Raw genomic sequence first — 18,500 nt, 5'->3', positions numbered from 1 at the left:
CACTCCGATTCCGCCCCGCCCCGGTTCCTGACACTCTGGTACCCGGCCCTGGACGGTGAACAATGACAAAACCCCAGATCTTGGCGATGGCGGTGGGGGTGGTTTGTGCTGTTGTCGGGGGTGTGGGGGTGCCGGCGGCGGACGCCGGGCTCCGGCGGCGGGCCGCGGTGGTGGACGGAGTGCCGGTCGAGATCGTGCAGGGGTCCCGGGCGTCCGGGCGGGCGCCGGGTGTCGTGGTGGCGCACGGGCTCGGGGCCAGCGGGCGCCTGATGCGCGGGTTCGCGGACACGCTGGCACGGCGCGGGTACACGGTGGCGCTGGTCGATCTCACGGGGCACGGGGCCGGCACGCGGCGGCTGCCCGGGAACGGGGACGGTCCTGCCGCCGATGCTCGGCTCGACCGTGATGTGGACGTCGCCGTCACGCGTCTGCGGGCCGTGCCGGGGGTGGACGGAGAGCACATCGGACTCGTCGGGCACTCGCTGGGGGCAGCCGCGGTCATCCGGTACGGCGCTTCGCATCCGTCCGTCGGGGCGACGGTCGCGATCTCGCAGGGGTCGATGGCGGTGCCGGCGTCCGCGCGGAACGTGCTCCTGGTCGCCGGCGGCCTGGAGTTCCCCGCGTACCGGGACGGCGCCGTCCAAGCGCTGCATGCCGTCCACCCGGAGGGGCGGCCGGGCGCGACCTACGGCGATCCGCGCGACGGGACGGCGCGTCGGGCCGTCATCGTCGGCGGTGTCGAGCACGTCGGCGTGCTGTTCAGCCCGCGCACCCATCGGGAGACCGGCGCCTGGTTCGACGCGGCGTTCGGGCGGCACTCCGCTCCGGTCTCGGACGTGCGCGCCGTCCAGCGGGCGGGGTCGGCGCTGCTGCTGCACCTGGCGGCCGTGCTGACCTTCGGGGCGATCGCCTCGGCGCTGCTCGGGCGGCCCTCGGACGCCCGCGAGGCGCGCCGTCGCGTCCCGGTGAGGTTCGCGCTGCTCTCGGCGGCGTTCGCGGCCGGGGCCGCGGTGCCCGTGATGGGAGTCTTCCGGCTGCCGCTCGCGGTGGCCGGTCCGCTCGCCGGGTTCTTCGGCGTCGCCGGCGTGGTGGCGCTCGTCTGCGCGAGGGACCCCGGCTTCCTCGGAGGACGCCCCCGGGCACGGACGGTGGCCGCGGCAGCCGTCCTCGTCGCCTTGACCGTGGTGTCGTTCGCCGTCCCGGCCCAGTGGGGGTGGGCGCACGCGGTGCCGGTGGGCCCGCGGGTGTGGGCGCTCGTCCCGATCACCGCGGGCACCGCCCTGTACTGCCTGGGAGTCGAGGCGCTGTGCGCCGGGCATGATCGGCCGACCGCGATCGGCGTGCACGCGTGGGCGGCGACGACCGCGCTGGCCGCCCTCCTCGCGGCCGCCCTCGTCGGGGCCGTCTCGCCGTTCGTGCTGCTGGTGTCGCCGCTGATCGCCGGACTCCTGGCCTGGCAGGGCGTCCAGGCGGCGGCGCTGCGCTCGATCCGTGCCCCGGCGTGGGTGACCGCGCTCGTCGGCGGCGTCCTGCTGGCCTGGCCGCTCGCGGCCACCATGCCGATCACCTGACGTCCGGCGGGCTCACCGCGCGAAGCGCAGGACGTGGTCGGCGTCGGCGGCGGCGAACGCCAGGAGGCGGGCCGCCTCCTCCCGGACCGGCTCCTCGTCGGGGAGGGGCGCGAGCAGTTCCACGGTCAGCTCGGCGCGGGCCGCCTTGCGGTCGTGCTTGAGCGTCCAGGTGCCGTGGACCCGCCCGTCGACGAGGAGGGCCGGCTTGGTGACGGCTCCCACGCACACGGCTTTGCGCTGCTCGTCCGTCATCATCCGGCTCCGGTCGGCGTAGGCGAGGATCAGGTTGTCGAAGGCCGGGAGGAAGCGGACGGGCGCGGGGGCGCCGGTGTCCGGGAGGGGCATGCCGGGAAGGTCGAAGAGCTCCGCGCCGCTCTCGTCCCGGTAGGTCCGCAGGGACGGGCGGAGCTCCTCGAAGGCGGCGTCCATGCGGCGCAGCCCGGACCACATCTGGAAGTCCTTGACGGAGGCCGGACCGAACGCGGCCAGGTAGCGGCGGATCAGCCGGTCCGGCGACTGCGGGGAGAGCGGGCGGCCGATCCACTCCTCCGCCAGGGCGAACGGCGTCGCACCGCCGGTGTTCCACGTCCCGCTGGGCGGCGGGTGGACGACGGAGACCAGCGCCTGCGCCGACCAGCCGAGCGCCTGGAGATCACGGTCGGGCCAGCGCTCGGCGAGGGCGCGGGCGAGCTGCGGGCGGGTGAGGGTCCGCCCCCGCAGGAGCCTGCGCGCCTCGGCGGCGAGCCCGTCGAGGTCCCAGTCCCGGGTGGCGCTGCCGAAGGCCGCCTGGCGGCCGCGCAGGACGCTCTCCTGGACGAGGGGGCGGATCCACAGGAAGTCGGCGGCGGACGCCAGGTGCTGCGTCCCCCGAAGGATCGTGCTGCGCACGGCGGACCGGTCGTAGAGCAGGCCGGTGAGGTCGTCGCGGCGGAAGCCCTCCAGCCGCGTCCAGAGCCCGATGTACGGCATGTTGGTCTCCTGGGCCTGAATGGCGACGAGCCGTTCGACCGCTTCCAGGACGGGCATGCCCGAGCGCTCCAGGAGCAGCTGCCGATCGAGCGCCGCCCGGTTCAGCGTCCGGCGATCCAGTGTCCGCGTCATGCCGCCAGTCTAACAGAACGGAATGCTCTATTCCGTAAATCTGCCCGTAGGATCGAGCCGGGAAAGGTAGGTGGTGATGTGCGTTACGTTGCCTACATCGGCAATCTGACCCGGCTCGCGGTCGAGCTGGTCAACGGGGACGAGCCCAGCGGGCTGCGGCGGGAGTTCTTCCAGCAGCACGCCGTGGCGGAACCGGACGACCTGGGGGACCTCCTTCCGGCCCTGCGCGACGCCGTCGCGGCCGTCGCCGACGGCGGACCGCCCCTCCCGGTCAACCTCCTCCTGGACCGTTACCCGCCCGCGATGCGCGTCGCCGAGCACGACGGCGACGGCCCGCACCTGCGCTTCGCCCGCGACGGAGAGGACGGCGTCCGGTGGCTCGGCCGAAGCTGCGCCGCCGCCCTCGCCCACGTCCTGTGCGGGGACCCCGACGTCACCGTGGGCCGCTGCCGCGCCGACGGCTGCGCCCGCTTCTACGTGGACGAGTCCCGCAACCGCAGCCGCCGGTTCTGCTCGAACGCCTGCGCGAGCCGCACGACCGTCGCCGCCCACCGCGCCCGCCGCCGGGCGAGCCGGTAGCGCTACCCGGCGCCCTCCCGGTACACCTCCACCGCGTACCGGAGGCGGGCCCCGACGAGCAGCGCCTCGTCCTCCGGGCATCCGAGGAGCCGCGTGACCAGCTCGACGATCTGGTCATCGGTCAGATCCGGCTCAAGCTCGGCGACGTGCCCCACGATCTCGACCAGCTCCGGCCGCTTGTAGGACGCGATCGACCGCCCCCGCCGAACCCGCGTCTGCCCGACCGACCGCCGCTGCGCCGCCCCTTCCTCCCCCGCAGCCTCCTGCGACTGAGGCCCAGAAGGCTGCGCGGGTTCCGTCCGCGCCGGGACCTCCGCCTGCCGAGGACGCTGCGGCTGCGCGGGTTCCGTCCGCGGCGAACCTTCCGTCCGCGCACGAGGCTCCCCTTGCTGCGGCGGCTCCCCCCGCCCCGCCGCCTCAGCCTGCGCACGAGGCTGCTGCTGCGAGGACTCCGCCCGCGAACGAGGCTGCGCCGGTTGCGAGGGGACCTCCGCCTGCGAGCGGGGCTGCGGCTGTTGTGGCTGCCGCTGCCCCTGCTGCGGGCGCTGCGGCTGCGCGGGTTGCGACTGCGGCGGGACCTCCGGCTGCGGGCGCGGCTGCGGCTGCTGGGGGCGGTGCTGTTGTGAGGGTCCCCGCTGTGGAGGTTGCGTTTCCGCTGCGGTCTCCCTCTGCGGGCGGGGTTGGGCTTGTTCTGGAGGGTGGGCCTGCTGGGGCGGCTTCGGGCGCTGTGGGGGGTTCGGCAGCGGGCCGGGCCTGCCCCAGAGCGCGGGGATGTCTGAGCGGCCGGAAGGCGGGGCATGCCCGGCCTCCGGGACGCGCGGGTTGGGGCCCGTGGCCGGGGCTCCCGGCTCCTGGGCGGGCTCGTCCCACCTCATGGCGTCCAGGCGCCGGGGCGGAAGGCTGCCGCCGCGCCCGCCCGGCCGGCCCTGGCCCTGCTGCTCCTGCGGCTCCTGCGGCTCGCGCCGTGCCGCGTCCAGGCGTCGGGGCGGGGCGCCTTGCCCGGACGCGCCCGCGCCGGGACGTGCAGGCGGCCGAGCGCGCACGTCTTGCTGCGTCACGTCCGGCCGCTCCCCCGCGCGCGGGTCACGGCCTCCCGGCCCGGGGGCGGTCCCCTGCGGACGCGCGGGTGTCCGACCGCGCTGTGGTTCTTCTTGTCGCTCTTCCGCACGCGGGCCGATGGTGCGCGCACCTTCCTCCTGGCGCGGTTCTCTCGGTCGTTCCAGCGGGCGCGGGTCGCGCGGCCTCGGTCTTGCTTCCTTCCGCGGAGCCTCGGGCGGGACGGTGCCGGCGGCCGGCCGTGACCGGAGGTCTTCTCGCGTCGGCTCCGGGCGCTGGATCGGGATGTCCCGCTGGGTCACGTCCGGGCGCTCGGACAGCGGGCGCGCAGCGGGAGGAGGCGGGGTGCGGGGAGCGGTGAGGGCGGTGAAGAGCGTGGTGGTGGGGGTTACCACTTCGTGCAGGTGGGACGGGAGGCGCGGGCTCGGCGGCGAGCCCTCGGGAGGTGGGAGGTCGGGGCCGGACGGGCCGACGAGGATGGTGCGGGGCGCGTGCCAGAGGACGAAGAGGGCCTCGGCGCCGGCCTCGTGCTCGCCGTCCACGATGACGACGTCGAAGTCGTCCGGAGCGGGCGGGAGGACGTCCGGGACGCGCCACAGCGGCAGGATCCACGCGGGCACGATGTCGGGTCCGGAGCGGGCGAGGGCGGACGCGGCGGCGCGGGCGGCGGTGAGGTCGGCGCGGGCCTCGCGCAGGGCGCCCTCGGCCTGGGAGAGGGCGTCGCGGAGGCGGTCCGCGGCGGCGGGGCCGGTGGAGGCCGCGCGGCGGCGGGCCCACGTCCAGGCGTCGTCCCAGCGGCGGGCGCGGTCGTGCCAGACCTCGTCGCCGTCGGTGGCGACCATGAGGTTGGCGAGGTCGGGATGGACGGCGCGGACGCGGGCGACCAGCTCCTCGCAGCGGATCTGCCGGGAGCGCTCGTGCCGGGCCTCGGCGAGGGCGCCGAGGGCGCGGCCGTAGGCGGCGGCGTCGCGGGCGTCGACGGCCGCGAGCGCGGCGCCCAGCTCGGGGGGATCGTCGCCGTCGACGGGGCCGATCGAGTCGCGGAGGGCGTCCAGGTCGGCGGTGGCGCGGCTGACGCCGAGCCCTTCGAGGGCGTTGCGCAGGGCCGCGGCGTAGTCGTGCCACTGGATCGGGTGGACGAGCGGGACGCGGAAGCCGGAGCGTTCGAGGAGCCGCCGCGTCGAGTCCAGCGCGGTCATCGCGTCGCGGACGCGGGCGAGCCGGGCGTGCGCGCGGACGAAGCGGGCGACGCGCTCGCCGGGAGGCAGGTCGGCCGGGAAGGAGATGCCGGCGGCCTCCCACACGTACTGCAGCTCCCGGCAGGTGATCCGCACCATGAGGTCGGTGTGGACGATGTCGAGCAGCTCCGGCGTGGTCGGCGCCGCGCCGTCCACCGTCACCGTGGCGAGGAGAGGCTCGGCCTGGCGCTGGGCGCCGGACCGCAGCGGGCCGCGCTTGAGGGCGCCGCCGTCGGCCAGGTAGGCGCGCAGGTCCTGGGCGGCGGCGGCGAGGCCGCGCAGGTCGGCGTCGGAGGGCAGCTCGACGCGGTGGCCGCTCAGCTCGCCGAGGGCGCGCTCGGCCCACTGCGCGCGGGACGTCATCTCCACAACGCGGGCCCAGATGAGGGGGCGCCGCTCGGCGAGGGCGTCGCCGAGGGCGCGGACGGCGAGGTCGGAGGGGTTCCAGCCGCCCGGGTGGCCCTCCAGGCCGAGGTCGCGGAGCGCGGCGGCGACGACGGAGGCGTCCCCGTCGAGGCGCGCGAGGAGGGTGACGTCGCTGTCGCGCAGGAGTTGCGACAGCTCGGTCCTGGACCGCTCGGCGCGCTCGGCGGCGGCGGCCTCCGCCTCGATCAGGGTGCGGACGTAGGCGGCGCTCGGCAGCGCGCCCGGGTCGACGTCCCGCTGCTCGGTGCGGGCCTTGCGTTCGGCGGTCTCCTCCGCGAGGAGGACGACCAGTTCGGCGGCCTCGGACCGGGAGATCGGCGGGCCCGGCGGCAGGTCGGGCCGGACCGGCATCCACGACAGCTCGGGCTCCTCGGCGCGCAGGTCGGGCGGCGGCTCCGCCGGCCCGCCGCCGCGCAGGCGCTCGGTGATCTCGGCGACCCGCAGGGCGGCGGCCTCCTCGCGCTCGGCGAGGGCGTCGAGGTCGGGGTCCCCCGCGGCGCGGACCTCCTCGGCCACGCGGGCCGCCATGGCCGCGTCGGTGGCGGTGAGGGCGGCGAGGCCGGGCGGGAGCGCGCCGCGCAGGGCGGCGGACGCGGCGGGGCCGGACGTGGCGACGAGCACCCGGCGGCCCCGCGCCAGCAGCCCGGCCAGCAGGTCGGAGACCGTCTCCGGAGCCCGCTCCGGTATGTGCATGACCTGGGGCTTCAGCTCCGGCGAGACGAACCGCGCGACCCCCTCGGGGACGCCGCGCGGCAGCAGGCTCAGCAGCCTGGCGTGGTGGTCGGCGACGGCCTCGCGGCCCGCCGGGCGGACGACGAGGGCGGGCGCGAGGCGCAGCCGGGGGACGGGCGAGGCGGCGTCGGCGTCGGGCGTCCAGTCCTCGCGGTAGTCGGCGGGGCTCGTCAGCGCGACCTGGCACCATTTGCGCAGGACGTCCCCGACGGAGGCGTTGAGCCCGAAGCCCTGCCCGGCCTGGACGGCGTCGGCGATCCAGTCGGCGGGCCGGAAGCCGGGGTGCCCGGACAGCAGTTCCCGGTCGCGCAGGGTCGTGTGCCCGGTGAGGACGACGTCGACGCGTTCGGTCCGCTCGTCCAGGACGATCCGGACGGGCGTGCTCAGCAGGTGGTCGTGGACGGCGGGCCGCCACGACAGCAGGCCCGTCGCGAGGACGGCCTCCTCGCCGGCGAGCTCGCGCAGGACGCGGTACCAGTTGCGGAGGGCGAGCCAGCCGTCGAACTCCTCCAGCACGACCGGCGGCGTCAGCGGGATGACCGGGACGCTGAACAGCACCTCGCCGGGCCCGGCGTCGGCCTCGACGTAGACGTCGCCGGGCAGTCCGGCGAGCCAGTGGACGTGGTCGTGGTCGGCGAGGTCGCGCGAGGGGCGCCGCCGGGCCCGCGCCAGATCGCGCAGGTACCCGAGCAGTCGCGCCGCGTGGTCTGCCTCCCGCGCGGCGGCTTCGTCCAGGGCACGGCCCGTCCGGCCGGGACCCGGAGCCTCGTCAGGCACCGCGGCTCCTCCCCACGGGAATGGTGGTGCCCCGATCTAACACCCCCGCGGGGCCCCGGTCGAGCGCAATCGTTGATCTTGAGTCAGCGGGCGCCGGCCATGTGGCGGTCCTCGTTCGGCATCATGACCCAGAGGACCAGGTAGACGACGAACTGCGGGCCGGGCAGCAGGCACGACAGCAGGAACAGGATCCGGACGGTCCACGGGGTCATGCCAAACCGGCGCGCGAGGCCGGCGCAGACGCCGGCGATGACGCGGTCGCGGCGCGGACGATAGAGGCCGTTCATGGGTTCTTCTCTCCCCGATTCGTCGAGCGGTGAACGCGGCCGCGGTCTTCGCGGCCACGTCTTTCACGCTACGAACCGGACAGGCGGCCTCACATCGCTCTCGCGGCCTGTTCGCCGCTGCTACCTCAGGAGTACGGGACGTCCCCTAGGGGGCGGCCGGCCCGAGAGGACGGCCGGCGTTGTGCTCGGCGACCAGGCTCGGCAGGCCGGCCAGGTCGTCGAGCACGAACAGGCACTCGCCGAGCGCCTCGTCGTCCTTCTGGATGTTGCCCCACGGGCCGCGGCGCAGGAACGCCGCCCGCATCCCGAACGCCAGGGCGGGCCGGACGTCGTTGTCGATGCGGTCCCCCACGTACAGGACGCGGTCGGGCAGCACGTCGGCGAGCTGGGCGCAGCGCTCGAAGAACTCGTGGGACGGCTTGCTGACGCCCCACACGTCCGAGATGCCGACGACGTCCGCGTCCAGGGCCAGCTCCGCCATCTGCTCGGCCGCCTGGACCGGCTGGTTGCCCGCGATCCCGACGTACAGGCCCTGGTCACGCAGGCCCGACAGGCACGCCCGCGCGTCCGGGTAGAGGTCGTCCGGTCCGAACCCGTTCGGGACGCCCGCCTCCTCGCGGCGCCGCTCCTCCTCTTCCAGGTCGAACCCCGGCCGGAAGTACTCGAACAGGTCCATGTGGTCGCCGCCGGTCGCGAGCAGCGCGCCGAGCTTGGTGAGGAAGGTGTGCCGGGGCACGCCGAGCCAGTCGGCCCAGCGCCCGTAGATCTCACCCTCGTTGACGAGGGTCTCGCCGATGTCGAAGAACACGGCCTGGATGGAGCGTGGCGCGGGGAGGCCCGCCGCGTACTCGGTGGAGCCGGCGCGCTCTCCGGCCGTCGGCTCGGCGGCCGAGGGGATGCGGGGGGAGGCGTTCACTTGGCGGCCAGGTCCACTGAGGTACCGGGAGTGAGGCGCACGAACTCCTTGCCGAGCTCGCCGCCGGCACTGGTGAGGACGCGCTCCATCACCTGGAGGCCGATGTCGTTGAGCAGCCCGTCGTGAATGGCGAAGGCGCGCCCCGGGCGGACCTCCCGCGTGTACTCGTACAGGTCGAGCGCGCGCATCCAGGGCGCGTTGCCGGGCAGGCACAGCGTCGGGACGGGCTCGGACGGGACGGTCAGCGCGTCACCCGGGTGGAAGACCTCGCCGTCGACCAGGAACCCGACGTTCGGGATGGGCGGCAGGTCCGGGTGCATGAGCTCGTGGTCCTCGCCGTAGACGTGGACGTCGAAACCGGCGATCGTGACGGCGTCGCCGTGGCCGACCTGGTGGACGCGCCCGCCGAGGTCGGCGAGGTTCTCCGCCACGGCGCGGGACGTCCACGCCTCCAGCGCGGGGCGCTCGGCCATCGCGGCGCGCAGCGCGTCGGGGTCGAAGTGGTCGAAGTGCTCGTGGGTGATCAGTACGGCGTCGGCGGCGGCCAGCGCGTCCCCGGCCTCACTGAACGAGCCGGGGTCGATGACGATCGTGCGGTCGTCCTCGGTGAGCTGCACGCACGCGTGTCCGAGCTTGGTGAGACGCATCCGGCGATTTTTTCACGGAGGCCGCCCCGCCCATTGACCACCCCCCGGACCGTTGATAGAACACGTTCTAATTTGGGCGCGACCCCGGCCAGCAGGCACGGCAAGGAGGCGGTGCGATGCCCGTTCCCGACCAGCGCGACCCCGAGATCACCCGGCGGGTCCTGACGCGGTGGCTGGACGGCCATCTGCCCGGGGTCCGCATCCCGCACGTGCAGACCCCCCAGACCAGCGGCTTCTCCAACGAGACCCTGCTCTTCGAGGCCGAGTGGGACGGCGGCGGCGGGCCGAGACGCGAGCCGCTCGTCGCGCGGGTCGCCCCGGAGAAGTATCAGGTCTTCCCCGAGCCGCGGTTCGAGGAGCAGTACCGGCTGATGCGGATCCTGGACGAGCGCACGGCCGTCCCGGTGCCGCCGATCCGCTGGTACGAGCCGTCCCCCGACGTCCTCGGCGCCGCGTTCTTCGTGATGGGCCGCGTCGACGGCCGCGTCCCGACCGACATGCCGCCGTACCACATGGACGGCTGGGTGACCGAGGTGCCGCCCGGCGAGCGGGCCGCGATGTGGTGGTCCACCCTGGAGATCATGGCGCGGCTGCACCGCCTGGACGTCGGCGAACTGGGTCTCGGCTTCCTGGACCAGCCCGCCTGGGGGGCGCCGGGCCTCGACCAGCGGCTCAACTACTACGAGCACTACCTGGGCTGGGCCTACCGGGGGCCGCAGGAGACGGCGCTCAGGGCCCTGGAGTGGCTGAAGGCGAACCGCCCGGACGAGCCGGACGACCCCGTCGCGCTGTGGGGCGACGCCCGCATCGGCAACGTGATCTTCCAGGACGGCGCGCCCGCGGCGGTGCTGGACTGGGAGGGCGCCGTGCTCGGCGCGCCGGAGGAGGACCTCGCCTGGTTCATGTTCCTGGACCGGCACCATTCCGAGGGCGTCGGCGCGGCCCGGCTGGAGGGCTTCCCCTCCTACGCCGAGACCGTCGCCCGCTACGAGGAGCTGCTCGGACGCCCGATGCGCCACATGGCGTACTACGAGATCCTGTCCGGCTTCAAGTTCTCGGTGATCATGGCGCGGATCGGCCAGGCGATGATCGACTTCGGCTGGATCGAGGAGTCGGCCGACTTCCCCCACAACAACAACTGCACGCAGCTGCTCGCCCGCATCATGGGAGGGGACCGGTGACGCTCTCGCCGCTCGACGACTACCCGATCCACCAGGCGCCGGAGGTGATGCGGCACGTCACCACCTCCGACCGGAACTTCTACGACCGCTACTACTTCAACGTCCACCCGTGCTCCGACGAGCTGATGATGATCATCGGGATCGGGCAGTACCCGAACCTCGGCGTCATGGACGCGTTCGCGGTCGTGCGGCGCGGACCGGCGCACAGGGTCGTCCGGGCGTCCCGCGAGCTGGGCGACGACCGGATGGACACCACGGTCGGGCCGTTCCGCGTCGAGGTGATCGAGGGGCTCAAGCGGCTCCGGGTCGTCCTGGACGAGACCGGGCACGGCCTCTCGTTCGACCTCACCTGGGAGGGCTCGGTCCCGGCCACGCTGGAGCCGCCGCACTACCTGCGCTGGCAGGAACGCGTCGTCTTCGACTCCCGCCGTCTCGCGCAGACCGGCCGCTGGACGGGCACCATCACGGTCGACGGCGAGACCATCGAGGTCACTCCCGACCACTGGTGGGGCTCCCGGGACCGCTCCTGGGGCATCCGGCCCGTGGGCGAGCCGGAGCCGCCCGGCATCCAGGCGAAGAACGCGGGGACGTTCTACTGGCTCTACGCGCCGATGCAGTTCGAGGACCACGCCATCCTCTGCATCGTGCAGGAGGACGAGAAGGGCCGCCGCATCCTGGAGGAGGCCACCCGCGTCTGGCCCGACCGCGAGCCCGAGTATCTGGGACGTCCCGAATACCGCCCGGAGTACGCGGAGGGCACCCGCGACGTGGTCACGGCGACGCTCCGTTTCGCCCCGCCCGGCGGGGAGCCGTTCGAGGTGAGGGCGACGCCGATCCTGCCCGTCCACCTCATGGTCGGCACCGGCTACGGGCTGGAGCCCGACTGGAAGCACGGCATGTACCAGGGACCCGACCTGAAAGTGCAGGGCGTCGCCTACGACACCCGCAAGCCGGACGACGCGGCCCGCATGTGGGGCATGGTCGACGCGGTCGGCCGCTACGAGTACCTGGACGGGGCGCAGCCCACCGGCGCCGCCACCGGCTACGGCCTGTTCGAGTACTGGGCCCTCGGCCCCCACCCCTCCTTCCCGGACTGACCGGTGCCCGGAGCCCCGGCGGGCCCTGAATCCGCCCGCGCGAACGCACGGCCCGGGCGGTCGGCGGCCGGAGCGATCTATCTGCGACACTGGCGCTCGTGACGACCCCGCCTTCACGCGACCCCCTGGACGCGGGACGGTCGTTCCGGCGAAGACCGGACCCGCAGGCGCGCGACCGCTCCCCCGCCTGGCGCGACCAGCCGCGCGCCCTGGCCTGCGCGGTGATCGCGGCGTTCGCGTTCCTCACCGCGGCGGCGTTCGTGTTCGCCGTGGTCGCCGTCGTCGCGGCGATGCGCTGACACCGCGCGGAACGGCGGAGGAACACGAGACCGGGGCGGCCCGGCGGGCGCGCCCCGGTCTCGTCCTCCAACGTCAGGTGGGGGTCCCCTCCGACCCCTCGGCGATGGTGAAGGCCACGTCGCCCTGCGGGTCGACCTGGGCGTCGAGGGTCTTGTCGTCGAGCATCTCGGCGACCGTGGGCTCCAGGTACACCTTGGCGCCCTCCTCCTCAACGACCTGGTCGCCGGCCTCGGGGGCCGGGGCGACCGAGAGCCGCAGCGCGTCCGAGCCGTCGAGCCCGGACTCGATGCGGATGCCGGTCTCGGGCGGAAGCTCCGGATTGGCGGTCACCGTACGGATGACCTGGACGGCACCGCTGGTCAGCGTGAGCACGATCAGCTCCTCACGTCTCTTCGTTCTCTGTCGGGATTTGCCCCACCCTCCCCGCTGCTCCCGGCCGTAAACATCGGGACGTGATCAGGCGATCTCAGTCCGCACTCGGGGCGAGCGCCCGCACCGCCTCCGCCTGGGACAGGCCCCCGCTCGGGACGATCGCCAGCACCGGCGTGGTGAGGCCGTTGTCGACGTACTCGCGGACGCGGGCCCGGCACCGCTCCGGGGAGCCGTGCACGATCAGGTCGTCCACCACCTCGTCCGGGATGACCTCCAGCGCCTTCTTCCGGTCGCCGGCCGCCCATGCCTCGTTCATCGGACCCAGCGCCTCGCCGCGTCCCAGCCACTCGTGGAACGCCCGGTAGACGGGGACCGTCATGTACGCGGCGATCATCCAGCGGCCGATCGCGCGAGCCTCCTCGGCATCGGCCGTGGGGCAGACGAACAGCCGCGCGATCAGCTCCGGCCCGTCGCCGAGGGCGCCGCGGACCGTCCGGACGTCCTTCGGCGCGAGCCAGTTGGTGATCGCGCCGTCGGCCTCGCGGGCGGCGAGCCGCAGCATGCCGGGGCGCAGGGCCGCGAGGACGATCGGCGGCGGCGTCGCCGGTGCGCTCTCCAGCTTGAAGCCCTTCACGGCGAAGGTCTCGTACTCCTCCTTCACCTTCTCCCCCGCGAGCGCCCTGCGGAGGAAGCGCAGCGTGTCGCGGGTGCGCTTGTAGGGCTCGTCGAACGGGATGCCGTTCCAGCGCTGCACGATCGTGTCGGACGAGGTGCCGATGCCCAGCACGAAGCGTCCCGGCGCGAGGCCGGCGAGGGTGGCCGCCTGCTGGGCGAGCAGGGCGGGGCCGCGCGTGTAGACCGGGACGATCGCCGGTCCGAGGCGCAGCCCGGGGTCCCACTGCGAGGCGAGCGCCAGCGGGGTGAAGGCGTCGGCGCCGTTGGTCTCGGCCGACCAGGCGTCGGTGTAGCCGAGCCCGGACAGCCCGGAAACGATCTCGCGGTGCTCGGCCAGCGGAAGGCCGGTCAGCGGAATGGTCAGTCCCCAGCGTGACATGCGCTTCTCCCTGTTCCTGTGTTCCGGGGCGGGCGGTCAGGCGATCGAGGGCCGGATGGTGGCGCCGCCGTCCACGACGAGCGTCTGCCCGGTCATCCAGGACGAGGCGTCGCCCGCGAGGAATACGGCGGCGTTGGCGATGTCCTCGGGCTCGCCGATGCGGCCGAGCGGCATGTACTTGCCGATCTCGGCCTCGTTGTTCTCCCAGAGGGCGCGGGCGAGGTGCGTCTTGACCAGGCCGGGCGCGATGCAGTTCACGCGGACCTTCGGGGCCAGCTCCATCGCGAACTGCCGGCTGAGGTGGATCACGGCGGCCTTGGTGGCGTTGTAGTAGCCGATGCCGTGCTCGGTGACCATGCCGCCGACCGAGGCGATGTTGATGATCGCGCCGCCGCGCTCGGCGAGGGACGCGCGCAGCGCGAGCTGCGTCCACTGCACGATCGCGAACTGGTTGACCTGGACGGTCTTGGCCGCGGCGGCGGGCTCGATGTCGGCCATCGGGCCGAAGTAGGGGTTCGTGCCGGCGTTGTTGACGAGGATGTCGAGGCCGCCGAACTCGGCGACGGCCGCGTCCACGCAGGCCGCGGCCTGCTCGGCGTCGCCCACGTGGGCCGCCTTGGCGAGCACGCCCGCGCCCGGGTGCGCCGCGCGGATCTCCTTGGCGACCTCGTCCAGCGCCTCCTGCTTGCGGGAGGACAGGACGACGTTCGCCCCCTCGGCGGCGAACGCGGTGGCGATCGCCTTCCCGATTCCCCGGGACGCCCCGGTGACCAGCGCCGTCTTGCCCTCTAGACCAGTCCGCATCCGCACGCTCCCTGCCTGTCCGCACCCTGAGGGCCTGCCTGTTCGCACCCTGCGGGCGGCATCACCAGAATCCGACTCGGTTCACTGTACCGAAGTGACTGACGAGTCAGTTAGGTGGGTTCGCATGGTCCGTCCCGCGGCCGTCCCGCTCACCGGACACGTCCCGTCCGGGGCTCTTGCCCGGTTGTTACGCTGCGCCCGGTCGGAGACGAGGAGGACCGCGTGACCACGACCAAGGAACGCCGTCCGGCGATCGAGGGCTGGTTCGCCGCCGGGGACGGCGACGTCCGCCTGCTGGGTACCCGCTGCGGCGCCTGCGGAACGCCGTACTTCCCGCGCAACGAGCTGGCCTGCCGCAACCCCGCCTGCACAGGCCCGAAGGACGGTTCCGAGCTGGAGCCGTACGCGCTGTCGCGGCGCGGGCGCATCTGGTCCTACGCCGACTCCCGGTACAAGCCGCCGCCTCCGTACGTCTCCCCCGACCCGTTCGTCCCGTACACCGTCGCGGCCGTCGAACTCGAAGCCGAGCGCATCGTCGTCCTGGGGCAGGTCGCCCCCGGCCACACCGTCGACGACCTCGCGGTCGGCATGGAGGTCGAGCTGACCGAGGGCGTCCTCTACGAGGACGACGAGGCCGAGTACACCGTCTGGATGTGGAGGCCCGTGAAATGACGCGCGACATCGCCGTGCTGGGCGCGGGCATGCATCCGTGGGGCAAGTGGGGCCGCAACTTCGTCGAGTACGGGCTCGCGGCGGCGCGGGCCGCGCTCGCCGACGCCGGCCTCGCGTGGACGGACGTCCAGTACGTGGCGGGCGCGGACACCATCCGCAACGGCTACCCGGGGTTCATCGCGGGCGCGACGTTCGCGCAGGCGCTCGGCTGGTCGGGCGCGCGCGTGTCCAGTTGCTACGCCGCGTGCGCGTCCGGGGCGCAGGCCATCAACAACGCACGCGCGCAGATCCTCGCGGGTCTCTGCGACGTCGCGCTGGTCGTGGGCGCCGACGCCGCGCCGAAGGGCTTCTTCAAGCCTGTCGGCGGGGACCGCCCTGACGACCCCGACTGGCTCCGCTTCCGCCTCTTGGGCGCGACCAACCCCATCTACTTCGCTCTGTACGCGCGTCGGCGGATGGCGATGTACGGCGCGACGCTGGACGATTTCGCCGCCGTCAAGGTGAAGAACGCCCGGCACGGGCTGTCGAACCCGAACGCCCGGTACCGCAAGGAGGTGACCGTGGAGGACGTACGCGAGTCCGCCGTGGTCGCCGATCCGCTGCGGCTGCTGGACATCTGCGCCACCAGCGACGGCGGCGCGGCGCTCGTCCTGACGTCCATGGAGTTCGCGCGCAGGCACGGCATCGCCGACCCGGTGCGCATCCCGGCGCTGTCGACGGCGACGCCCACGTTCCCGAAGACCGTCCTGGACCTGCCCGACTTCGCGACGGACTCCGCGATGACCGTCCCGGAGCCCGAGCGGCCGTTCCGGTCCGCGATCGCGCACGCCGCCTACGAGGAAGCGGGCATCGGCCCCGAGGACCTGTCGCTCGCCGAGGTCTACGACCTGTCCACGGCCCTCGAACTCGACTGGTACGAGGACATCGGCCTGTGCGAGAGGGGCGGCGCCGAGGAACTGCTCCGCTCGGGCGCCACGACTCTCGGCGGCCGCGTCCCGGTCAATCCGAGCGGCGGGCTGGCCTCCTTCGGCGAGGCGATCCCGGCTCAGGCGATCGCGCAGGTCTGCGAGCTGACCTGGCAGCTGCGCGGCCGGGCCGAGGGCCGCCAGGTGGAGAACGCGCGGGCCGGCATCGCCGTGAACCAGGGCCTCTTCGGCCACGGCTCCGCCGTCATCACCGTCCGCTGACCGGAACGGCTAGGCGACGGTGAAGCCGTCGCAGGTCAGGTAGTAGGCGTCGCCGTTCGGACGGACGTGGAACCAGATGACCGTCCAGTCGCCCTTCATCAGCGGGTAGGTGCCGTTCCCGGCGCCCTCCCACTTGAACTCCGACGGGTAACGCATGTTCAGCCACGCGTTCTGGCCGGGGTACAAGTGCGGCTTGCTCTGCACCACCCCGGTGACGCCGTTCCCCTGCTGCTCCACCGGCGGACGGACCTGGATGGCGACGTAGTACTTGGGCGGGTCCGCGTACTTGAAGCGCAGGCCGAATTCGACGGTCTTCTCGGTGTACGGCTGGCGCGGCACTGACATCTGGGTGTCGTTGGCGAGGTCGAAGTCCTCCGGGCGAGCGGCGGGCTGGCACGTCTTGGTCGCCTGGGTCCACCGGAGGTCCGCGATGTCGGCGGGCTGCTTGACCAGGATCCGGTCCGGCGGGACGCCGTTGGCCGCGGCCGAAGCCCCGCCGCTGGGGGTCGAGCCCGCGGGGTCACCGGTCGCGGTGCCGCCCTGCGTTCCCTGCCCGGCCTGCGGCTTGTTCCCGTTCTCTTCGCCGCCGCCGTCCCCGTTGAGGACGAACCGCGCGAGCAGGGCGCCCACCAGGACCACGGCGGCCACCCCGGCGCCCGCCGCGATGACCGCGGCGCGCGACCGTCCGCGCGAGACGCCCGGGACCGTCCTCGTGCGGTCGGCCGGGACGAGACCCGACGCGACCGCGTCGGTGACGCTGGCGGGCATCGGCGCCGGAACGCCCACGATCCGCCGGTAGGCGGGGTCGGCGGCGAGGGGGCCGAGCGCGGGCATCTGCTGGAGCAGCCGCTCCAGCGTGATCCTGGCCTCGGGCTCCTTCGCGGCGCACTGCCGGACCAGCCCGGCGACGCGCGGGTCGACGCCCTCCAGGTCGATCTCACCGCTGAGCGTGCGGTGGATGATCGCTTCGATGCGCCCGCCGCCGAACGGGGGCCGTCCCGTCGCGGCGTAGGCGACCGTCCCGGCGAGCGAGAACACGTCCGACGCGGGAAGGGGCTGCTGCTCGCGGACCACCTCGGGCGCGACGAAACCGGGGGTGCCGTTCCACGCGCCGGTCTGGGTGATCTGCGTCTGGCCCTCGCCGCGCGCGATGCCGAAGTCGATCAGCCGCGGGCCGTCCGGGGCGAGGATCACGTTGCCCGGCTTGAGGTCGCGGTGCTGGACGCCGTGCCGGTGGATCTCCAGCAGCCCCTGCGCCAGTTCCGCGAGCAGCCGCACGCAGGTCTCGGGAGGCAGCGGCCCGTGCGCGGCCACCGCCTGCCGGAGCGTCGGCCCGGGGACGTACTCCGTCGCCAGCCAGTACGGCGGCGCGTCCAGGCCGGCGCCGACCATCGCGGCGGCGAACCTGCTGCGCACCCGCTCGACGGTCGCCACCTCGCGCCGGAACCGGGCCAGCGCCGTCGGCCCCTCGAAGTCCTCCCGGATCACCTTGAGCGCGACATGCCGCCCGCTGGCGGTCAGCCCCAGATAGACCTGCCCCATGCCCCCCGCGCCCAGGCGCCCCAGCAGCGGATACCCGCCGATGTCAGCAGGATCTTCCAGACGGAGTGGTTCTGTACCCAACTGCGTTTTTCTCCTCCTTCGGGCCTGGCGGCCCTCCATCGTCGAGAAACGCGGGCGATCGCCGGCATCGCTCCGTCTCGCCTTGGAGGCTCGCTGCGCGATCAGGTTCTCGCAAGCTCGAACCTGCCTTCGGACGCGATCGCGGCTACTCGGGTCGTTGCGGTGGTCGATCTTATAAGGCACCGGTCACGCCGCGTGGACGGGTTCTCAGTCGGCCTGGCGGGCCACGTGGAGGGCCCAGGCCACCAGGGGGGCCTGGAGGGGAAGGCGGGCGTAGGCGGCCGCGCGGAGGGGCAGGGGGCGGTGGCGCCAGTCGCGGGCCATCTTGACGTTGGCGGGGAAGACCGCCGCCATCAGGCCCGCCGTGGCGAGCGCGCCCGCCCTGCGGGTGCGGGGGCGGGCGAGGGCCGCGGCGCAGGCCAGCTCGGCGACGCCGCTGAGGTGGGTCCAGGTCCGCGCGCCGCCGGGGAGCCGCTCGGGGACGAGTGCGTCGAACGGCTTCGGAGCGATCATGTGGAGGGCGCCCATCCCGGCCATGAGCGCGGCCAGCCCGCGGTGCGCGTGTGACGACTCGGTCATCCCCGGAGTCTGTCAGATCAGACGGCCCGTCCAATAGCGATCTCGTCGCCCCCCTGGCTGGATGTGGCGTTTGTGACTTAACTCACAGGACTGATTTGTGTGACCTCGGTCGTGGGGGTCACGTGTCTGATGTCACCGCTCGGGTGGATTCGCGAGGTTCTCAGCAGAGCTAAGTTTGTACTGACCAGTCAGTTCAAAGCAGCCTCTCGCCAGTGACTCCCCGTTCAGCGGGGACAGGCTGACGGACGCCCAGCCGGCCGCTCCGCCGAGCACCGGGCCGTACATCAGCGCGTTCAGCCCC

General features: G+C 73.9%; 17 protein-coding genes. 7 read left to right on the top strand and 10 right to left on the bottom strand.

The genetic code is table 11. The features are described 5' to 3' along the window. The first annotated feature begins 122 nt into the window (after positions 1–122). Positions 123–1,571: an alpha/beta fold hydrolase gene (locus AB0K37_RS24775; RefSeq protein ID WP_363984933.1), complete on the top strand. Its 1,449-nt coding sequence runs from the start codon at positions 123–125 to the stop codon at positions 1,569–1,571. A 12-nt stretch (positions 1,572–1,583) separates the two neighbouring features. Here AB0K37_RS24775 and AB0K37_RS24770 read toward each other — a convergent pair whose 3' ends face one another. Next, complete coding sequence (locus AB0K37_RS24770) at positions 1,584–2,672, bottom strand: winged helix DNA-binding domain-containing protein (protein ID WP_363984931.1); 1,089 nt, start codon at positions 2,670–2,672, stop codon at positions 1,584–1,586. Between the two features lie 78 nt (positions 2,673–2,750). On the opposite strand from AB0K37_RS24770, the gene AB0K37_RS24765 reads away from it, so the two are divergent. Beyond that, positions 2,751–3,251 (top strand): CGNR zinc finger domain-containing protein, encoded by a 501-nt coding sequence (locus AB0K37_RS24765; RefSeq protein WP_363984929.1) that lies wholly within the window; start codon positions 2,751–2,753, stop codon positions 3,249–3,251. A gap of 2 nt (positions 3,252–3,253) precedes the next feature. Here AB0K37_RS24765 and AB0K37_RS24760 read toward each other — a convergent pair whose 3' ends face one another. The 4 genes from AB0K37_RS24760 to AB0K37_RS24745 all read right to left on the bottom strand — a co-directional run bounded on the left by AB0K37_RS24760 (position 3,254) and on the right by AB0K37_RS24745 (position 9,330). Then, positions 3,254–7,480, bottom strand: coding sequence for a hypothetical protein (locus AB0K37_RS24760; RefSeq protein ID WP_363984927.1), 4,227 nt, complete (start codon positions 7,478–7,480; stop codon positions 3,254–3,256). Between the two features lie 83 nt (positions 7,481–7,563). Continuing rightward, positions 7,564–7,767 (bottom strand): PspC domain-containing protein, encoded by a 204-nt coding sequence (locus AB0K37_RS24755; RefSeq protein WP_173397798.1) that lies wholly within the window; start codon positions 7,765–7,767, stop codon positions 7,564–7,566. Positions 7,768–7,912: 145 nt separating this feature from the next. Further along, on the bottom strand, positions 7,913–8,683 hold the full coding sequence (locus tag AB0K37_RS24750; RefSeq protein ID WP_363984924.1) for an HAD family hydrolase: 771 nt from the start codon (positions 8,681–8,683) through the stop codon (positions 7,913–7,915). After that, positions 8,680–9,330 (bottom strand): MBL fold metallo-hydrolase, encoded by a 651-nt coding sequence (locus tag AB0K37_RS24745; protein WP_363984922.1) that lies wholly within the window; start codon positions 9,328–9,330, stop codon positions 8,680–8,682. The genes AB0K37_RS24750 and AB0K37_RS24745 overlap by 4 nt, the downstream gene beginning before the upstream one ends. Positions 9,331–9,446: 116 nt before the next feature. Between AB0K37_RS24745 and AB0K37_RS24740 the strand changes: the two genes are divergently transcribed. From AB0K37_RS24740 to AB0K37_RS24730, 3 genes are all read left to right on the top strand, one after another. Beyond that, positions 9,447–10,511: a phosphotransferase family protein gene (locus tag AB0K37_RS24740; RefSeq protein WP_363984920.1), complete on the top strand. Its 1,065-nt coding sequence runs from the start codon at positions 9,447–9,449 to the stop codon at positions 10,509–10,511. Then, positions 10,508–11,608, top strand: coding sequence for a hypothetical protein (locus AB0K37_RS24735; protein ID WP_363984918.1), 1,101 nt, complete (start codon positions 10,508–10,510; stop codon positions 11,606–11,608). Before AB0K37_RS24740 ends, AB0K37_RS24735 begins: the two co-directional genes overlap by 4 nt. A 98-nt stretch (positions 11,609–11,706) precedes the next feature. After that, a complete protein-coding gene (locus AB0K37_RS24730; RefSeq protein ID WP_363984916.1) occupies positions 11,707–11,907 on the top strand; it encodes a hypothetical protein in 201 nt (66 codons plus the stop codon). A 73-nt stretch (positions 11,908–11,980) separates the two neighbouring features. Here AB0K37_RS24730 and AB0K37_RS24725 read toward each other — a convergent pair whose 3' ends face one another. The 3 genes from AB0K37_RS24725 to AB0K37_RS24715 all read right to left on the bottom strand — a co-directional run bounded on the left by AB0K37_RS24725 (position 11,981) and on the right by AB0K37_RS24715 (position 14,138). Beyond that, positions 11,981–12,280, bottom strand: coding sequence for a Fe-S cluster assembly protein HesB (locus AB0K37_RS24725; protein WP_089310191.1), 300 nt, complete (start codon positions 12,278–12,280; stop codon positions 11,981–11,983). Positions 12,281–12,374: 94 nt separating this feature from the next. After that, positions 12,375–13,334 (bottom strand): LLM class F420-dependent oxidoreductase, encoded by a 960-nt coding sequence (locus tag AB0K37_RS24720; RefSeq protein ID WP_363984913.1) that lies wholly within the window; start codon positions 13,332–13,334, stop codon positions 12,375–12,377. Positions 13,335–13,370: 36 nt separating this feature from the next. After that, positions 13,371–14,138 (bottom strand): SDR family oxidoreductase, encoded by a 768-nt coding sequence (locus AB0K37_RS24715; protein ID WP_363984911.1) that lies wholly within the window; start codon positions 14,136–14,138, stop codon positions 13,371–13,373. A gap of 222 nt (positions 14,139–14,360) precedes the next feature. Here AB0K37_RS24715 and AB0K37_RS24710 point away from each other — a divergent pair, with 222 nt between their 5' ends. Both AB0K37_RS24710 and AB0K37_RS24705 read left to right on the top strand, forming a co-directional pair. After that, a complete protein-coding gene (locus tag AB0K37_RS24710; protein ID WP_363984909.1) occupies positions 14,361–14,810 on the top strand; it encodes an OB-fold domain-containing protein in 450 nt (149 codons plus the stop codon). Then, entirely contained in the window at positions 14,807–15,997 is a 1,191-nt protein-coding gene (locus tag AB0K37_RS24705; RefSeq protein WP_363984907.1) for a lipid-transfer protein, read from the top strand. The genes AB0K37_RS24710 and AB0K37_RS24705 overlap by 4 nt, the downstream gene beginning before the upstream one ends. Before the next feature lie 9 nt (positions 15,998–16,006). Here the strand turns inward: AB0K37_RS24705 and AB0K37_RS24700 are convergent, their stop codons facing one another. Together AB0K37_RS24700 and AB0K37_RS24695 are read right to left on the bottom strand one after the other, a co-directional pair. Then, the gene (locus tag AB0K37_RS24700) at positions 16,007–17,659 is read right to left on the bottom strand and encodes a serine/threonine-protein kinase (RefSeq protein ID WP_363984905.1); all 1,653 of its coding nucleotides are present in this window, start codon (positions 17,657–17,659) and stop codon (positions 16,007–16,009) included. Between the two features lie 168 nt (positions 17,660–17,827). Further along, positions 17,828–18,199: a hypothetical protein gene (locus AB0K37_RS24695; protein WP_363984903.1), complete on the bottom strand. Its 372-nt coding sequence runs from the start codon at positions 18,197–18,199 to the stop codon at positions 17,828–17,830. Between the last annotated feature and the right edge of the window lie 301 nt (positions 18,200–18,500).

Source organism: Actinomadura sp. NPDC049753 (assembly GCF_040674655.1).
Taxonomy (GTDB): domain Bacteria; phylum Actinomycetota; class Actinomycetes; order Streptosporangiales; family Streptosporangiaceae; genus Spirillospora; species Spirillospora verrucosospora.
Note: the sequence above shows the minus strand (reverse complement) of the source record. Positions and strands in the feature narration are given on the sequence as shown.